Origin of the sequence: Gimesia alba (assembly GCF_007744675.1) — a bacterium.
Classification (GTDB): domain Bacteria; phylum Planctomycetota; class Planctomycetia; order Planctomycetales; family Planctomycetaceae; genus Gimesia; species Gimesia alba.
Genome location: NZ_CP036269.1, coordinates 5819272 through 5837113, shown reverse-complemented (window position 1 = coordinate 5837113; position 17842 = coordinate 5819272). Strand labels below are relative to the sequence as shown.

The window sequence follows — 17842 nt, the reverse complement described above, 5'->3', positions numbered from 1 at the left end:
AGTAGCGACATGCCGGATCAAAGTCAGAGATTTATCGATTTAAAGGATCAGAGTACGCGCAGGACTTTTCTAAAGCAGGCCTCAGCCTCTCTGGTGGCAGGCAGTCTGCTTTCACCGTTGACAGTGAGTGCATCGAGATCATCGAATGATAAGCCACTTTCCAAAATCAAAAAAGCGGTCAAGTATCAGATGATTACGGAAAAGGTTCCGGTGCTTGATAAATTTAAAATGCTCAAAGACGCGGGCTTCGCAGGCACGGAAATTCATTATCGCACCAAGGTCGATCCGAAAGAAGTTCGTAAAGCCATTGATGCGACGGGAGTGCAGGTGCACGGTTTTTTAAACAGCAGCCGAGATGAGTTAAAAGATTCCATCGATCAGGCAAAATATTATGGCGGCACCAGCGTTCTGGTGGTCGCAGGTCGAGTCGATCAGGACAATCCGTATGATGTCGTCTATCAGCAGCAGCAAGCCAAGCTGCGTAAGAATTTGCCTTATGCAGAGAAGCAGGGAATCAAATTGCTGGTCGAAAATGTGTGGAATAATTTTCTGTTAAGCCCGCTCGAGATGGCGCGGTTTATTGATGAACTCGAGAGCCCGGCGGCGGGCGTTTATTTTGATGTCGGAAATGTGGTCCGTTTTGGCTGGCCTGATCAGTGGATTCGTATTTTGGGGCCGCGGATTGTGAAACTCGATATTAAAGAATACAGTCGCAAAAAACAGAAGGACGAAGGCCTCTGGAAAGGCTTTCAGGTCGAAATTACAGAAGGTGACTGTAACTGGCCGGAAGTGCGTAAAGCGTTACAGGACATCGGCTATACGCAAGGCTGGGCGACTGCGGAAGTCAAAGGGGGTGACCGCCAAAGATTACAGGATATTTCGGAACGCATGGATCGTGCTCTTGATCTTGCCTGAACCAGCGTTGATAATAAATTAAGATCGTTAAGAAGTGAGTCTTGCTGATGGTCTTCCTCAAACATCCTACCTGTAGCGAACTTGATTGAATAAGTTTGCCTGATCCCGAGACATAGTATTTGATTAATTCTGAATGAAAGGTTTTCCCATGCCCGAAAACGCCTCTGAACAACAGCCGTCTCAAGGCCGTCGCAAATTTATGAAACAATCTCTGGCGACGCTCGCCACTTCCGGGCTCGTTGTGAACCCGGCGTTAACTTCAGGCGCGTTCGCTGCCAGTACGGAATTGATCAAGGTTGGTCTGGTGGGGTGTGGTGGACGGGGAACCGGTGCCGCCGCTCAGACTTTGCGGGCTGATCCCAATGTAGAACTGGTCGCGCTGGCAGACGCGTTTGGTGATCAACTGGAGCAGAGCTATCAGAATCTGAAGAAGACTGAAGTTCAAGACCGTGTGAAGGTTGATGCCGATCATAAATTTGTTGGCTTTGACGCGTATCAGAAGCTGATCGATTCCGGCGTGGATCTGGTGCTGCTGGCAACGCCTCCGCATTTCCGTCCGCAGCATTTAAAGGCCTGTATCGACGCCAACAAACATGTCTTTTGTGAAAAACCGGTTGCCGTGGATGGACCTGGAATTCGTTCCGTTCTGAAAACCACGAAAGAAGCCAAGCAGAAGAACCTGACGATTGTTTCCGGTTTATGCTGGCGGTATGAAACCGGCATGCAGGAAATGGTCGACAAGATTCATAATGGCGGCATCGGCGATATTATCTCGCTGCAAAGTGTGCGTTTCCTGGGTGGCGTTGCCAAAATGGCGAAACGCAAACCGGAATGGTCGGACATGGAATATCAGATGCGTAACTGGTATTACCACACCTGGCTGTCCGGCGATTTCAACACCGAACAGTTCGTGCATGAATTGGATAAACAATCATGGGTAATGGGTGAGTATCCCGTTCGCTGCTACAGTACCGGCGGTCGTCAAACACGCATCGCCCCCGAGTATGGTCATATTTATGATCACTTCAGCACTGTCTACGAATATGCGAATGGCGTCAAGTTTCTGGCGACCACGCGGCATCAGCAGGGCTGCAGTTCGATGTTTGTGGATACCGTTTCCGGAACGGAAGGGACAGCGACTTTGATGAAGTATCAGATCGAAGGCAAAAATCCCTGGAAGGGGGCCCGCCGTCGTACCAATATGCATCAGTTGGAACACAACGAAATGTATAAGGCATTACGCAATGGCGACGTCATTAACAACGGCGAATACATGGCAAATAGCTCGATGATGGGCATCATCGCCCGCATGTCGGCTTATACGGGTAAGACTCTCACCTGGGAACAGGCGATGAATTCAAAAGAAGATCTCTCTCCTGAGAAATACGATATGTCGATGTCTCTACCTGAGCCCAAAGTGGCGATGCCCGGCATTACGCCTTTCGTATAAGTGGGCTGGGAAAAATTAAAAAATGGATTGAGAAAACAACCGGCGTGTCTCATGCATTCCGGTTGTTTTTCTTTGCGCAGTAGAACATGATTGCATGAAGTCAGTCAAAACACACAAACTTAAAAAATAAATTCGGAGGAAGTGATGAAGTCGCTCGCTTATTCGCTTTTGCTGTTGGGAGTTATCGTTAGTGCCGGCTTGATCCAGGTGGATTCTCGTCTATGGGCGAATGAAAAATCGACAGAGAAGCCGAAACTGACGCTCTCGCGTGAAAAGAACATGCTGTATATTCACGGCGATCATTTTCCCGGAAAAATCATTCCGATTAATTATCTGGAAGCCTACTGCCGTGCGAATTCGACTGAAGCCGACTGGGGCAAGCATACGGTTGTCAAACATGAGACGCAGACGATTTCCATGAATGACGATCAGACGGTGTTGAAACTGAAGTGTACCGTTGCGGATGGTGTCACGGTGCATCACACGATCACTGCGAAGGATGATGAGGTTGATTTTCAACTCGTAGCTCACAATCCCACAAAGCGACGTTCCGAAGTCCATTGGGCACAGCCTTGTATTCGTGTGGGTGATTTCACCGGCCTGGGAAAGGCGACGACGGATGACAAGTATGCTTATATTAAAAAGTCATTTATCTTTCTGGATGGGAAACCGGCGATGATGCCCACTCGGAACTGGGCGACGAAAGCCCGTTACATTCCGGGGCAGGTCTGGTGTCCGAAAAATGTTCCCCGCACGGATGTGAATCCCAGACCACTCAGCAAAGAAGTTCCCAGCAATGGGTTGATTGGTTGTTACAGTGCTGATGACAGTTTGATCTTTGCGACCGCGTTTGAGCCGTATCAGGAACTGTTTCAAGGAGTGATTCGCTGTCTGCATGCCGATTTTCGGCTCGGTGGTTTACAGCCGGGAGAAACGAAAACTATTCGGGGCAAAATTTATATTGTGCCCGCAGATATGGACGCGCTGGTGAAACGGTATGAGCGTGATTTTCCGGAGCAGGTGAAAAAGTAGTGCAGGGGCAGCTCTGAAACACTTGGTTGAGGCGGAGAAGATGCGAGAAAAATAGTTCGGTTTCCCTGTGACCTCCTGCTCGCTGCGCTCGGCCCGAATTCTAGTTTTTTTACACATCAGATCGTAGATGAGCTCATGTGTGTCTCAACGGTTGACGGTGGTGATTTCGCTGACGCTGGTATCAAGTTTATCCGTGTCGGCGCCTGAGATTGTGACGATGAATTCTTCATCGCCCGAACCGATGGCTTTGACCAGAATCGTGTAGCGCAGAAAAGCGTCTGCCGGCAGTTCTCGGATGGGGGAGACGGTTAAAATATTCTGATTCACCTGGGGGCGGACGCTGAGTTTCTGGTTTCCCTGGTAGGCTTCGACAGAAACGACGCGGAACATGCGTGGGATTTTCGCCTGCAGTGAAATATCTTTCGCAGGCTGCAATCCCCGATTTTCGATACTGACTTCATAGGTTGTCTCTTCGCCGCGGGCGATGGGGTCTTTCGTATCGCGGACCTGCACGTCAAGGACGCCTGTGGCCGGCGTGACTTTCAAACAGGCGGAAACCAGTTCATTGGGAAGTTCGGGACTGGTTACATTCACTCTTAAACAGGCATGCTCGGCGGCGACTTCACACTCGAATTCGACCTGCAGTTGAACTCCTTCCCCTTTGCGGACGGTATCCAGTTCCCATTTCAACTTCCCGGTTTCGCGTTCCGAACCGATGGACGCTTCACGGGGAATCAATACGGGATCGTAGGAGATGGCGACCTGGATATCCTTTAAGTCATCGTCAGACACATTTGACAGTTTGACGATATACTCGGCGCGGCTGCCAATCGTTCGCGCTGAAGGGCCGATGACGGACAGGTCCATTTGTTTCTTTTCATATTCCACACAGACCGATTTCCAGACCAGTTCTTGGCCGTCTGCGATCGCACGGAATCGGCAGCAGTGATTGCCGAGCGTATCGCTGTAGAGTGTGAGTGAAATTTCCTTGGATTCGCCTGGCTGCAGAGTTCCCAGTCGTTGTCCGATTTTCTTTTCGCGTCTGCCGGGAAACAGCAGTGCCGCATCGAATTCACATTCCATGAGCACGTTTCTGACCGATCGATCGCTGACGTTTTTAATGATCAGATAGAACGTGGCACCACTGCCCAGTTGTCGTTTGGGAATAACTTCGACGCTCATTTCCAATGGACCGGATGCGGATGGTGCGGTCATCATTGGGCCGGACTGGCGCTTCGGAGCCGACTTTGGCTGCATGCGACTTTGCAAGTCGGGTACATTCAATCGTGGTTGTGGCTTGATTTCTTCGGGCAGATCTTGCGGTTGTGGTGGTTGTTTCCGATCAGTCGATTCCGGGACAGCAAACAGGTCCTCTTGAGGTTGCGATGTTGCCGGTTGTCTTTGTGGAATCGTTTCTGGAGCGATCCGTTGCGTTTCACGCGGCTTTGATTGAGGAGGCTGTGTCTCTGTCGGTTTCTGTAATGATTGATTCTGGGGATTCAACGGCGGTGGATCAGTCAGTTTCCAGGACGAGCGCGAACCTGGCGCAAGGGCAGAGCAAGCTGTGACTGCCAGGGTGAGCAGCAACAACATAACTGAAACAGATCTTGAAAATGGCCGAATCCCACTACCCGGCATGAATCATCCTCTATCGTAAAAAAAACAAACTCTACTCTCAATTTTATCACGCAAACTTGAGTGTTACAGGAAAAGATACAATTGAATTTTTAAATAGTAACAGCGGTAAACTGAACTCAATGCACGCGTTCCTAAGGATTCGTTTTTGTTTAGCGGACGAGCGAAATCGATCGATCAAAGCGCCTGAATCTCTAGAATAATCGCTACCATTTTGTTTAAACGGGTTAAGTAGAGAAAACGTGCCGATTTCAGTGAGTTGTCGTGTTGTGTCAATTAACAAAGAGCAGCGGAGTCTCTAGACTGGTGAGTCTGAACTCATCGTTTGGGGTACGATGATCATGCCGAATGGAGCATTCGTCTTCGCGTCTTTAGAGCTGGATTTGGTTCTGAAAATGTGAGGAACAAGGAACGATTTTGAACGTATTTGTATCGGAATATCTCTGTAGCGGTGCCTGTGAGCTCTCTCAGGAGGATGCGTCCTTGTTAACCGAAGGGACCGCGATGCTGGACGCTGTCGTGACCGATCTGCTGTCGATTCCCGACTGCACGGTGACAGTGTGCATACGGGAGTCTCTGTCATTCGTGAGTGACGTCTTTCTGCAGGCAGAACATTTACAGCGTTTACAGATTCTTCGTGTTACGAATTCGGAGGAAGAACAGGCACTTTTTGACCGTGCCTGTCAAACGGCCGATGTGGCCTGGATCATTGCGCCAGAGTTTGATGGGCTGCTTGTTTCGCGGACCGAGCGAGCGCTCCAACTTGGTGCACGTGTTGTCGGTCCTGATTTGAAGTCGATTCAGCTGACCGCCGACAAGTGGAAACTGTTTGAGTTTCTGAGTGAACGGGATCTGCCCACAATTCCAACGGTTTTAATGCAGGACGAACTAACTGCGCTAGAGGCTTCTTTTCCCTGTCTGATCAAACATCGTTTTGGTGCAGGGGGGCTGGGTTGGGAGCTGCTGTCGAAGGCTGAGAATTGGTTGAAGAGACGCCCTGACTTTGGTGACCAGAGTTCCGATTATATCGTGCAGCCGTTTCTTTCAGGTAGTTCGCTTTCCACGGTGGTTCTGGCAGACGTGGGACGCAGAGAACTCTTTCCGCCTGGCGAACAGCGGGTCAGCTGGGAATCAGGTTTTGCATACCAGGGGGGAGTGATTCCGGCAAAACTGGAACTTGATGTTGTAGATTCGATTCACAAACTGATTTCTCGTGTCTGTGAACAGCTTCCGGGACTTGTGGGATATGTGGGCTTTGATATTCTGTTACCTGACGCTGATCCGATGAAGCCTTTGATTGTAGAAGTCAACCCACGACTGACGACCAGCTATGTGGGCTATCGTCAGTTGACGTTGGATAATCTGGCAGAGCGGATCGTCAACGGAAGCTCCTGTTATTCCGCTCTGAAGTGGGAACTGGAACGCGAGATTGAGTTTCAGCCGGATGGCAGTCTGTTCCTGAACCAGTCGCGAAGTCTGGAAGAAAAGAAACAATAACCATGTATGTAATTGGTCTGGATATCGGTGGTGCGAATCTGAAGTCGGCGGACTGCGATGGGCATGCGAATGCGGTTTCGTTTGAAATCTGGAAGACGCCGGAACTGTTAATGCAGGCAGTGCAGGAGCTTTTGACCGGGTATCAAAGCCCTGATCTGGTGGCGGTGACGATGACGGGCGAACTGGCGGACTGTTTTCCAACCAAGGCAGCAGGGGTGGAACAGATTCTGGTTGCCGTGCAACGGGCGGTGGTTCCGGCACCCATTGTGGTCTGGCAGACCGGAGCCGAATTCTTGACGACCGATCTTGCCCGTGAATTTCCCTTACTGGTTGCGGCTGCGAACTGGCATGCACTAGCGACGTGGCTGGGGCGAATGATTCCAGAGCAAAGCGGGATTCTGATCGACATCGGTTCCACAACCACAGATATCATTCCGCTGGAAAATGGATTTCCGGTTCCGGAAGGACTGACCGACGTCGAACGGCTACTTTCAGGAGAACTGGTTTACACGGGAGGGCGACGGACTCCGATCGCGATGATTGAACAGCGGGTCCCTTTACGCGGGCAAGCGTGTCCCCTGGCAGCAGAATGTTTTGCGACCTCATTGGATCTCTATCTTCTGTTGGAAGAACTGGATGAGAAGCCGGAAGATGTGGATACCGCCAATGGGAAGCCTGCGACGCGGGGGGATGCTTATGACCGGGTTGCCCGTTCTGTCTGTTGTGATACGACGGAATTAGCAGAGGAAGAAGCGGTGTCGATCGCTGAGTTTCTGGCAAATCAGCAGCAGAAACAGATTTCGCAAGCCATCGATCAGGTATTGGAACGAATGGCCGCACCGCCGACAGCGGTTTTAATCAGTGGGAGTGCTGTATTTCTGGCTGAGAAAGTGGTGCGGGCCCACCCGAAATTGAGTCAGATGTCAGTGACGAATGTCGCAGACATCTTTGATGGGGAGATTTCGGAATCGGCGTGCGCCTACGCCGTGGCGCGTCTTGCAGCAGAACGGATTCGATTCTGATGTTTCGCAGGTGCTTCAATATCGTGAATTCACTAAAATAGCGTCGTTTCATGCGGTTACTAAGTTATACAAATGGATTGACTTAGGTGCTTTTATGCAGTGTGTTTATCGGCACAGTGTTCACATGAATTTCGGCTAAGTGAAGTTGACTGATTTTTCATACTTATGGTATGTTTCCCAACCTGTGAGCACTGATTGGCGTTCGATTTGAGCCCACCCCGATTCCCCTCTGCGATTTCTTTGTCTGCCTTTACTTCAAGGATGAAGGGCGTCCCAATTTCCTTTGGGGATTTGACTGCAAATTAAAATCAAAATTACTTCCCTCATTCAGCGACGGAGCGCGAAAATATGTGTGGAATTGTCGGTTATATTGGACATCGTGAAGCCGGGCCGTTGTTGATCAAAGGGCTACAGAAGCTGGAATACCGGGGTTACGACAGTGCCGGTGTTGCCATTCATGATGGATCGTCGATTGAGATTCGTAAGAAAAAAGGCCGCGTCGCTGAGATGGCGACCCTGTATAAGGCAAGTCCGGTTGAGGGAACAGTGGGAATCGGCCATACGCGATGGGCGACACACGGGGAAACCAACGATCAAAACTCCCACCCGCACGTCGGCGGCAACGGCGATGTGGTGCTGGTACACAACGGAGTGATTGAAAATTACAGCTCGCTACGTGCACAACTGCAGGGGTTGGGTTATGTGTTTCGTACGACGACCGATACCGAAACCATTGCGCACCTGTTGTCACACCATCTGGAAGAGCAGATCAAACTGGGGTCCGAGCCGGGAGAACTTCCGACGTATCTGAAAGCCGTCGAGAATACACTTTCCAAATTAAAAGGAACTTACGGACTGGTGATTCTCTTTCAGGATCTGCCTGATGTGATGATCGCGGCCCGCCTGGGAAGTCCACTGGTAATTGGTGTCGGTAAAGGCGAACATTTTATTGCCAGTGATGCCACTCCGCTGGCGGGATATACGGATGAAGTGATTTATCTGTCTGATCATGAGCTGGCGGTCGTCACGCGCGATGAAGTCGAAATCTTTCATCGGGATGAAGGTCAACAAAAGCTCTCGATTCAGACACTGGATCAGGTCAGTGTCGATTCCGATCTGGGCGACTACGAGCACTATATGCTGAAAGAAATCTTCGAACAGCCTCAAACGCTGGAAAATGCGATGCGCGGCCGTATTGACGAAGATGAAGCGACGGCAAAGTTCGGCGGGTTGAATCTGACGGCACAGCAATTACGGAAAATTGATCGTGTCGTGTTAACGGCCTGCGGTACCAGCTGGCATTCAGGATTGGTGGGTGAGTATCTGCTGGAAGAATTCGCGCGGATTCCCACGGAAGTGGAGTATGCCAGCGAACTGCGCTATCGGAACCCGCCGATATCCAACAGTACGATGATTTTCGCGATTACCCAGAGTGGTGAGACGGCGGATACATTGGCGGCGATGCGGGAATGCAAACGCAAAGGGCATCCAACGCTGGCGATTTGTAATGTGGTCGGTTCCACGATTGCCCGTGAAGCGGATGGTGGGATTTATCTACACGCTGGGCCGGAAGTGGGCGTGGCTTCGACGAAAGCATTTACTTCGCAGGTGATGGTGTTGATTGAGCTCGCATTGTTTCTGGGACGGATGCGACATCTTTCGTATCCGGCTGGCAGAAGAATTATTGATGCGATGCATCAGATTCCGGATCAGATACGTAAGTCTCTCGAGTGCAATGAACTGGTGAAAGATATTGCGATGAAGTATTGCAATTTCAATAACTTTCTCTATCTGGGGCGGCTGTATAATTTTCCCGCAGCGCTGGAAGGGGCTTTGAAGCTGAAAGAGATCAGCTATATTCACGCGGAAGGCTATCCGGCAGCCGAAATGAAGCATGGGCCGATTGCACTGGTGGATGAAGAGACGCCGAGTGTGTTTGTTGTTCCCCGTGGCCAGATCTATCCCAAAGTGATGAGCAATCTGGAAGAGGTCAAAGCACGCAAAGGTCCCGTGATTGCGATTGCCTGTGAAGGGGACAAAAAAATCGCGGACATCGCCGATGATGTGATCTACGTACCTGATGTGGATGATTTTCTGCAGCCGCTGGTGACGGCGATTCCGCTGCAGTTGCTGTCATATCACATCGCCGTTCAACGGGGGTGTAATGTGGATCGTCCTCGCAATCTGGCGAAGAGTGTGACGGTCGAATAGTGTGCTGCGATCACGGTCAGGCACTCTGGGTCTGGACTCTACGATTCCACGAAAATGGCAGTGGAATACGATAAAAGTCTCGAAATTTGGGCGTTCCTTGTCGGAAAGTCGGAAAATTGAACTTTCCGGATTTGGTTTACTTCCGCGTTCGGCATAGAATACTTTCAGAGGCAACTGAGCGGGTGTTTTGCGCGCAACAAGTAGATTGTCTTTGATTCGGTACCTTAAAATATCAGGTTCTCCTGATGTATCCCCACGGCAGAAACAGCATATTTTGTTTCTGTTGAACTGGAATTGATCAAATGAAAGTAATTCTGGCAAATCCCCGCGGTTTTTGTGCGGGTGTGAATATGGCGATTGAGTGTCTGGAAGAAGTCATTCAACTCTTTGGCAGTTCTATCTATGTTTACCATGAAATTGTGCATAACAAGTATGTGGTCAATCGTTTTACAGAGATGGGAGTCACGTTTGTTGATGCAGTGAGTGAGGTTCCGGAAAACTCGATTCTTGTCTTCAGTGCGCACGGTGTGTCTCCTCAAATTCGTCAGCAGGCCCGCGAACGAAACATTCGCACAATCGACGCGACCTGCCCGCTGGTGACCAAAGTGCACACCGAAGCGATCAAATACGCAGAGGCGGGATACAATATTATTCTGATCGGCCACGAAGGGCACGATGAAGTGATTGGCACGATGGGAGAAGCGCCGGAAAGTATCACATTGATTGAGACTCCCGAGGAAGTGGCTGCACTGGAATTCCCTGGGGATGCAAAACTGGCTTATCTGACTCAAACGACGTTGAGTGTAGATGAAGCAGGGCAGGTGATTCAAAGTCTTAAAGAAAAATATCCTCACATTGAAAGCCCTCCCAAAGAAGACATCTGTTATGCCACGACGAATCGGCAGGCAGCGGTTTCTGAACTCGTCGTACAGGCCGATCTGGTGCTGGTACTGGGCAGTCAGAACAGTTCCAACAGTAAGCGTCTAATGGAGATTGGTAAGTCGGCAGAGAAACCTTCGTATCTGATTGATGGAGTGGATGAGCTGTTACCGGAATGGCTTGAAGACTGCGAGACGGTGCTGATTACCGCCGGTGCGAGCGCTCCTGAAGTGGTCGTGGATGAACTGATTCAATATCTGGAAGATCAGTATCAAGCAAAAGTGGAGAACGCGGTCGTTCGCAAAGAGTCGGTTCGGTTTCCGCTTCCCAAGGAATTGCGGATACTTCAATCGAAATAAATGCCGGTTCTCAGAGTTCTCTTGAGAAGAGCCTGGTGCATAGGTTTACGTAGAGCCCTGATGATGTACATAATACAGATGATGTGAATTACGGTCGAGACTGACTGTGATTATTGAATGTGAAGTGAACTGAGAATCCTGAAAGAAATGAACCAGCCGACATGAGCGACGACTTTACACCAGCAGAGAACAACGATGGCAGTTCCGATGAAAATAATCAGGAGCGTCATACACAGGAGATCAGACTCTCTCAAGTCAGTGCGCGCGTACCGGAGGCCGTTTCTCGCGGCGTTTTCAGTACCGGGGCCGTTGTATTGCAGGGGGGACACGAGTTTATTCTGGATTTCCTGTTAAGAATTTCGACTCCCCAGCAGGTCGTTGCACGCGTGGTTCTGCCGATCGGTGTGGTGCCTCAGATGATTCGTGCTCTGAGAGACAATTTAAATAATTATGAAAAACGGTTTGGAACGCCAACGATTCCCACACCACTGCCTCCGCAGATTACCAGTTCAGCAGATTCGATCAATGTCGGGCCTGGGATGGAAGCGCCGGCTTCAGAAACGCCAACGCCACCCGTTTCGGATGCGGTTTCCGGTGCTTCTGCGAGCGGCACTGGTGCCGTTGGTGAAACGATGACGCCTGAAGCAGAAACGGAATCGAGTGCGGAACAACAGCCAAAGCCGGCAACCGTCAACAAACCTGCTGAAGCGGGACAGAAACCGCCTTCTGCAGAAGAACTGTATGATGAACTGAAACTGCCCGATGAAATGCTCAGCGGAGATTATGCGAATGCCGTTCGGATCGGGCATTCAGCGACCGAATTTTCGTTTGATTTCATCACGACGTTTTTTCCACGATCCTGCGTTTCGGCACGTGTACACATGGCGGCACCGAATATTCCCCGCCTGCTGGATTCGTTGACACATTCGTTTGAGCAGTTTCAGCGGAAAGTGGCTCAGCAACAAAAACGTCAACCGCCCCAGCAGGGGGACCAGCCGGGCAATTTATAATCCCTTTTGCCCGTCCGAACTATTCCTGTTGTTCATCACCCGAGGGGCCGTACAATCCAGGCACGGGAATGTCGTTGAGACGCAAGTAGCTACAAAGATATGCGCGGTGATGGATTGTGTGGTTGAGGACCCAGGTTCGAATCACTCCCAGTTTGGGCATCGTGATGATGGGTTCTCCTGCAGAGAGGAGTGACCAGGATTTCCCAAATTCCTCATCGGGAGTTTGCTGAAGTTGCTGTTTCGCAGCAGCAACATTTGCATCAAATTCATCCAGAATTTCCTGGCGACTATTGAGTTGCGGTACCTGGTAAGGCTCACCACCTTCAGGATTGATATCCCACTCATCCTGAGTCAGAGTGCCTCCGACCCATCCCGGAATTTCTGCAAGATGCGTAGCAACCCAGCCGATCGTATTCGACTTGGGATGTGCTTTCCATTCCAGTTTGTCATCGGGTATCCGTTCGAGCACTTTGCGGGTGCCTGCCATTTCGATTTCAAATTCAGGGAGAATTGATTCGGCAATTGTCATGAGAGAATCCTATTTGGAAAAGAAGGTGAGAGAGATACAATTAGCGAACAGGCTTGGGGCTGATTCAGAGTGCAACACAAGACTGCCCCATTTTAGTGGGGTGTTCGTTCTGATGTCCAGAGGCAGGAATTTCTCAAGAGGATCTTCATCATATTTTCATTGAGAATGGAAGTGCTTTAGGCTTTATCGCTGGCTGTTTTTTGTTTTGCAAAAACAAGATAGCGGCAGAGAATAAAATTGAAAGCCATGCCTGTCAGAATTCCGATAAATGCGGCGAGTAATGTTCGTTGATCAAAATAATCGAACGTACGACAGAGCGTCTCTGCAGTCAACCCGTTGAAAAAGGCACCCGTCAGGCAACTGCCGCAGTACTGTATATATTGCTTCAGGATGGGCGAGTGTTTTGCATAAGAAAACGTGATGTTTCGATTGAGCAGGAAATTCGTGCTCATGGAAATCCAGATAGCGACCGCGATGGCCACTGGCCTGATCAGCCAGTGTAACAAAACAGAAAGTGCGGCTAAATTCACAAAGACACCCGAGAGACCGATGATGGCGAATTGAACGAAATAGGCATAGTTTCTGTACTTAAATTCGGACAGCCGCTTGAGGTGTCTCAGATAACTGAGTTGCTCTTTGAACGAGAGCTTGCTGGTTCCTTGTGTGCGGTCAGCAAAATGAATGGGAACTTCCACAACCTTGCGACAGCGGCACTTCACTAAGAGTTCCAGGCCGATTTTATACCCTACGGGATTGAGGAATTCACGTACTTGTAAAAAATGGTGACGCGAGAACGCAAAAAATCCGGCCATGGGATCTTTGACGTTTGTGAAAGGGCGTGCCAGCCAGGTGGCGATGCGGGAATTCAGTTTGCGGAACCAGCCCCAGTTTTCTTCCGTCGAACCACCGTTAACGTAACGACTGCCGATGACAAAATCGGCTTCTTGATTTTTTAGGGCAGCGTAGAGATCAGGAATCGCTTCGGGGGGATGCGACAGATCGGCGTCCATAACCAGCAGAAATTCACCAACAGCTGCATCCATGCCGGCGAGGACGGCAGTGGAGAGCCCCCGTTCCTGTTTGCGGGTGATCAGTTGGATGGGAAATGATTCGGCCAGTGTCTGGCAGACGGCACTCGTATCGTCCGGGCTGTTATCATCGACCACGATGATTTCAGCTGAGATGTCAGAACCCTCTAGAGCCTGACTGATGCGGGGGATCAGGTTCTTTAAATTTTCGGCTTCACAATAAGTGGGAACAATAATTGATAATTGCGGCAAGGTTCTGACTTTTCAGGATTGTAACGGTTATTTGCTCTGACGCCTCTACTGCAGTCTTTCAGAGGAAGCTTGATTCAGGTGAGGTGAGATCGATTTTCCACTCTCGGCTGACTCAAAATCCACTGTACTGTGTTGAGAAACACGTGGTTTTCTCATTCCAGAACATTCGCGGGATGGTGATGCGTTCAATCATTGCGTTCCCTAAATTAGTTACGATTCCCAGAGTCGTCATGATCGGTGCGATGTTGGGGGTTTCGCTGGATCCTGGATGCTGTTTTTTTGCATCATTTTTACTCTTCAGGCGACTCACAGCAGATTTGTGAACTAGATTTAAAGTGAAAAAACCTGGTTTGGATTTCTGGAAGAAACGCGACCTGTCTCAATGACAACAGGGCAGGCACGACAGGTTTTCAAGTTTGTACTACAAGTTGAAGGAGTTATGAGCACATGGCTGGTCCTGGCCTTCCCAATACTGATCCCAATATGGCGTTTGATGATCTGAAGCGACTCATTCACGGCAAACTGGTTGAGAAACTGGATTTGTCCCGGGTGGGTGATTTGGAAGGAGATTCACTGCGGCGTGAAATCCGTCTGGTGATTGAGCATTTATGTGATACGGAAAATCCTCTGTTGAACCGCTCGGAACGGGAGCGATTGATTGAGGAAATTCTGGATGAGACATTCGGCTTCGGACCTTTGGAGCTGTTACTGAAAGATCAGGATATTGCGGATATCATGATCAACGGCCCCAAGCATGTATTTGTGGAAAAAAACGGTCGAATTCAACGTTCAAATGTGGTCTTTCGAGACAATCAGCATTTGCTGCAGATTCTTGACCGAATTGTTTCTAAAGTCGGACGGCGTGTCGATGAAACGTCTCCGCTGGTCGACGCCCGCCTGCCCGATGGTTCACGTTTGAATGCAGTGATCCCGCCTCTGGCTCTGGATGGTCCCTCGTTGACAATTCGTAAATTCGGTTCGAATCCACTGGGGCTGGAAGACTTGCTGCGGTTCGGTGCGTTTACGCCGGAAATTGCCATGTTACTCGAGGGTTCGATCAAGGCACGCATCAATACCATTATTAGTGGCGGTACCGGTTCTGGTAAAACCACGTTGTTGAATACGCTTTCCAGCTTTATTCAGACCGATCATCGTGTGATCACAATTGAAGATGCGGCGGAATTGCAGTTGCAGCAGGAACACGTGTTACGTTTGGAAACACGACCGCCGAACATTGAAGGCCGAGGTGCGATCTCGGCGACCGACCTGGTGAAGAACGCATTGCGTATGCGGCCCGATCGAATCATCATCGGGGAATGTCGTGGTGGCGAGTCTTTAGACATGTTACAGGCGATGAATACGGGTCACGAAGGTTCGTTGACCACGATTCACGCCAACTCACCGCGCGACGCTGTTTCCCGTCTGGAAACGATGATCACAATGGGTGGGGTGGAATTGCCTCTGAAAGCGTTGCGGCATCAGTTTGCTTCCGCCGTGGATTTGATTATTCAGGTGAACCGATTACAGGGTGGTCCTCGTAAAGTGACGCATATCACCGAGGTACTGAATATGGAACAGGATACCGTGATCATGCAGGATATTTTCTTGTTTGTGCAGGATGGAATTGATGCTGACGGCAGGGCCTACGGTCACTTTGAAGCGACCGGTGTGCGTCCTGCGTTTATGGATCGTCTGGAAGCATCGGGTGTGCGACTGCCTTCGAACCTGTTTGCGAATCGCGTCTTACAAGGTTAAGAATTTCCGTTGAATTAAAACGAATCAAAAGAAATTGATTATTAAACAATAAAGGTAATTAGAGATGGATCAAACACTCATCATCTCAATCGCTGCATTTTTCGGTATGATGGCACTTGTTGGCGCCATCGTATTTGTCTTCAAAGACTTTTCATCCAGTAAAGCCGAAGATCGTCTGGCGGTGATTACGGGGAAAAAGAAGGCGGACGAGGAATCGGCATCGCTCTTGAAAGAGGAATTTGTGAAGGGAGGCTTGAACAGTCTTTCGGATCAGGTTGCGCACTTTTTTGAGAAGTTTGGAAATCTCAAGCTGCTGTTGGAGCAGGCTGAGGCGCCGTTTAAGGCAGACACGTTTTTATTAATGACCGGTGTCGCTGCTGCGGCAGGCTTTGCGCTGGCGTGGTTTACGAATGCGCCTGTGCCATTCTGTCCGGTTGCTGCTATCGCGACGGGATCACTTCCGTTTATGTGGTTGCTGTTTTGCCGGAATCGGCGTTTTAAGAAGTTTGCGCTGCAACTTCCGGATGCATTAGAACTGGTGGGGCGTGCTTTGCGTTCCGGGCACAGTCTGGCTTCTGGCTTAAGTGTCGTCGTGCAGGAGATGCCAGCACCGATTGCGACAGAATTTGCTCTGGCGTATGAAGAGCAGAATCTGGGTGTTCCGATTGATGAAGCATTGAAGAGTATGTTGAAACGGATGCCGAACCTGGACTTGAAGTTTTTTGTGACGGCGGTGGTCATTCAGAGACAGGCAGGGGGGGACCTTGCCGAGATTCTGGACAAGATTGGTCATATTATCCGTCAGCGTTTCAAGATTATGGGACAGGTTCAGGCGTTGACGGGGGAAGGTCGTATCAGTGGAGTCGTATTGATGGCTCTGCCGATTGCGCTGTTTTTTGCCGTCTATTATCTGAACCCCGATTACGTGATGTTGCTGTTTACGGATGAACTGGGGCGAAAAATGATCGCCGGAGGAATTGTGCTGCAGGTTCTGGGTGCCTTGTGGATTAAGAAAATTATTAACATCAAAATCTGAGTATCAGAGCATTTCAAGCATTTGATCGCGTTTTCGTATTTTGAAAGTTTTATCGTCGTTTCGATTGGCTGAATGTGGGAGAGGGAATCATGGATTTCGTTCAATTATTACCGTGGGCTATCTTTGGGATGGTGATCGTGGGTGTGATCGCTTTGATCAGCAAACTCAGTTCCGATCAATCTCGGGCAACAGCGCGTCTGGATGAATTGCGTAATCCCCATTTGCGAAATAATCCGGAAGAAGCGGCCAGCGCCAGCACTCTGCTGGAAAAGGCAGCTCCGACGCTTTCCAAAGCATTGGCACCGAAATCCGAACTGGAAGAAAACCAGTTGAAAGTAAAATTGGCCAACGCCGGGTATAACAGTGAAAATGCACCGTCCATCTTCCTTTCGTTGAAAGTTGCCATCGGTTTGCTGGGGATCGTCCTTGGTTCCGGGATCGGGTTTTATAAATACGGACTGACACAAAATGGCTGGACTTCGATGATCATTGCCGGTGGTATTGGTTTTTATCTGCCTTCGATTGTTTTGGCTCTGTTGTGTAAAGGACGCATTGAACGGATCTTTCTTTCATTACCAGATGCATTGGACTTATTGGTGGTCTGTGTGGAGGCAGGGCTGGGGCTCGATGCAGCGATGCGTCGTGTTTCCGAAGAACTTGAAGAAACAGCGCCTGACGTGTGTAGTGAATTTGCATTATGTAACCTGCAGTTACAGATGGGGCGTCCGCGGCGTGAGGTGCTGCATGATTTGGGAATCCGGAGTGGTGTCGACGATATGCGAGCTTTGGCTGCAATTCTGATTCAGGCGGATAAGTTTGGTTCTTCAATTGCCCAGGCCCTGCGTGTGCAGTCTGACAGTATGCGCGTCAAACGGAGTCAGATGGCAGAAGAACAAGCAGCGATGACAGCTGTGAAAATGATCTTTCCGCTGGTGCTGTTCATCTTTCCCGGGATTTTTGTGGTTCTGGTAGGGCCAGCCGCCATCATGATGATTAACGGTCTGTTATCAAGCTAACCGTTGGGACGAGAATCCAATTCCTGTTCAGGATGCAAAATGTAAACACCTTTGATCAAGATCGTTATCAAAGGTGTTTTATTTTCTTTACAGCACCTCGATTTGCTTTGGACACTATCTGGTGTGCTAAATGAAATCAGCAGCAGACAACAAAATAAGTTGCTATGAATGTCGTATTTCAGTTCTTTTTACTGAATTCTTTCGCTTTGATTCGTT

The 17842-nt window shown here is 49.6% G+C and carries 14 protein-coding genes; 11 read left to right on the top strand and 3 right to left on the bottom strand.

The annotated features are described in order from the left end of the window. The first annotated feature begins 9 nt into the window (after nucleotides 1-9). The 3 genes from Pan241w_RS21610 (at nucleotide 10) to Pan241w_RS21600 (ending at nucleotide 3397) form a co-directional block, all read left to right on the top strand. Nucleotides 10-915, top strand: a complete 906-nt coding sequence (locus Pan241w_RS21610; protein WP_145219837.1) for a sugar phosphate isomerase/epimerase family protein — start codon at nucleotides 10-12, stop codon at nucleotides 913-915. 148 nt (nucleotides 916-1063) lie between these two features. Continuing rightward, the gene (locus Pan241w_RS21605) at nucleotides 1064-2365 is read left to right on the top strand and encodes a Gfo/Idh/MocA family protein (RefSeq protein ID WP_145219835.1); all 1302 of its coding nucleotides are present in this window, start codon (nucleotides 1064-1066) and stop codon (nucleotides 2363-2365) included. 144 nt (nucleotides 2366-2509) lie between these two features. After that, nucleotides 2510-3397 (top strand): hypothetical protein, encoded by an 888-nt coding sequence (locus Pan241w_RS21600; RefSeq protein WP_232107228.1) that lies wholly within the window; start codon nucleotides 2510-2512, stop codon nucleotides 3395-3397. 144 nt (nucleotides 3398-3541) lie between these two features. Here Pan241w_RS21600 and Pan241w_RS21595 read toward each other — a convergent pair whose 3' ends face one another. Beyond that, nucleotides 3542-4990 (bottom strand): COG1361 family protein, encoded by a 1449-nt coding sequence (locus Pan241w_RS21595; protein ID WP_145219831.1) that lies wholly within the window; start codon nucleotides 4988-4990, stop codon nucleotides 3542-3544. Nucleotides 4991-5449: 459 nt separating this feature from the next. Between Pan241w_RS21595 and Pan241w_RS21590 the strand changes: the two genes are divergently transcribed. The 5 genes from Pan241w_RS21590 to Pan241w_RS21570 all read left to right on the top strand — a co-directional run bounded on the left by Pan241w_RS21590 (nucleotide 5450) and on the right by Pan241w_RS21570 (nucleotide 12010). Continuing rightward, the gene (locus tag Pan241w_RS21590; protein WP_145219829.1) at nucleotides 5450-6529 is read left to right on the top strand and encodes an ATP-grasp domain-containing protein; all 1080 of its coding nucleotides are present in this window, start codon (nucleotides 5450-5452) and stop codon (nucleotides 6527-6529) included. A gap of 2 nt (nucleotides 6530-6531) precedes the next feature. Continuing rightward, complete coding sequence (locus Pan241w_RS21585; protein WP_145219827.1) at nucleotides 6532-7551, top strand: hydantoinase/oxoprolinase family protein; 1020 nt, start codon at nucleotides 6532-6534, stop codon at nucleotides 7549-7551. A gap of 348 nt (nucleotides 7552-7899) precedes the next feature. Further along, complete coding sequence (gene glmS / locus Pan241w_RS21580; RefSeq protein WP_145219825.1) at nucleotides 7900-9762, top strand: glutamine--fructose-6-phosphate transaminase (isomerizing); 1863 nt, start codon at nucleotides 7900-7902, stop codon at nucleotides 9760-9762. A gap of 302 nt (nucleotides 9763-10064) precedes the next feature. Further along, entirely contained in the window at nucleotides 10065-11000 is a 936-nt protein-coding gene (gene ispH / locus Pan241w_RS21575) for a 4-hydroxy-3-methylbut-2-enyl diphosphate reductase (protein ID WP_145219823.1), read from the top strand. 161 nt (nucleotides 11001-11161) lie between these two features. Beyond that, nucleotides 11162-12010 (top strand): DUF3467 domain-containing protein, encoded by an 849-nt coding sequence (locus tag Pan241w_RS21570; protein ID WP_198000072.1) that lies wholly within the window; start codon nucleotides 11162-11164, stop codon nucleotides 12008-12010. Nucleotides 12011-12029: 19 nt separating this feature from the next. Here the strand turns inward: Pan241w_RS21570 and Pan241w_RS21565 are convergent, their stop codons facing one another. Together Pan241w_RS21565 and Pan241w_RS21560 are read right to left on the bottom strand one after the other, a co-directional pair. Next, nucleotides 12030-12539, bottom strand: a complete 510-nt coding sequence (locus tag Pan241w_RS21565) for a DinB family protein (RefSeq protein WP_145219821.1) — start codon at nucleotides 12537-12539, stop codon at nucleotides 12030-12032. A gap of 176 nt (nucleotides 12540-12715) precedes the next feature. Then, on the bottom strand, nucleotides 12716-13819 hold the full coding sequence (locus Pan241w_RS21560; RefSeq protein ID WP_145219819.1) for a glycosyltransferase: 1104 nt from the start codon (nucleotides 13817-13819) through the stop codon (nucleotides 12716-12718). Between the two features lie 447 nt (nucleotides 13820-14266). On the opposite strand from Pan241w_RS21560, the gene Pan241w_RS21555 reads away from it, so the two are divergent. The 3 genes from Pan241w_RS21555 to Pan241w_RS21545 all read left to right on the top strand — a co-directional run bounded on the left by Pan241w_RS21555 (nucleotide 14267) and on the right by Pan241w_RS21545 (nucleotide 17626). Then, on the top strand, nucleotides 14267-15574 hold the full coding sequence (locus tag Pan241w_RS21555) for a CpaF family protein (RefSeq protein WP_145219817.1): 1308 nt from the start codon (nucleotides 14267-14269) through the stop codon (nucleotides 15572-15574). 64 nt (nucleotides 15575-15638) lie between these two features. Further along, nucleotides 15639-16610, top strand: a complete 972-nt coding sequence (locus Pan241w_RS21550; RefSeq protein WP_145219815.1) for a type II secretion system F family protein — start codon at nucleotides 15639-15641, stop codon at nucleotides 16608-16610. Nucleotides 16611-16699: 89 nt separating this feature from the next. Continuing rightward, nucleotides 16700-17626 (top strand): type II secretion system F family protein, encoded by a 927-nt coding sequence (locus tag Pan241w_RS21545; RefSeq protein WP_145219813.1) that lies wholly within the window; start codon nucleotides 16700-16702, stop codon nucleotides 17624-17626. Nucleotides 17627-17842 lie beyond the last annotated feature (216 nt).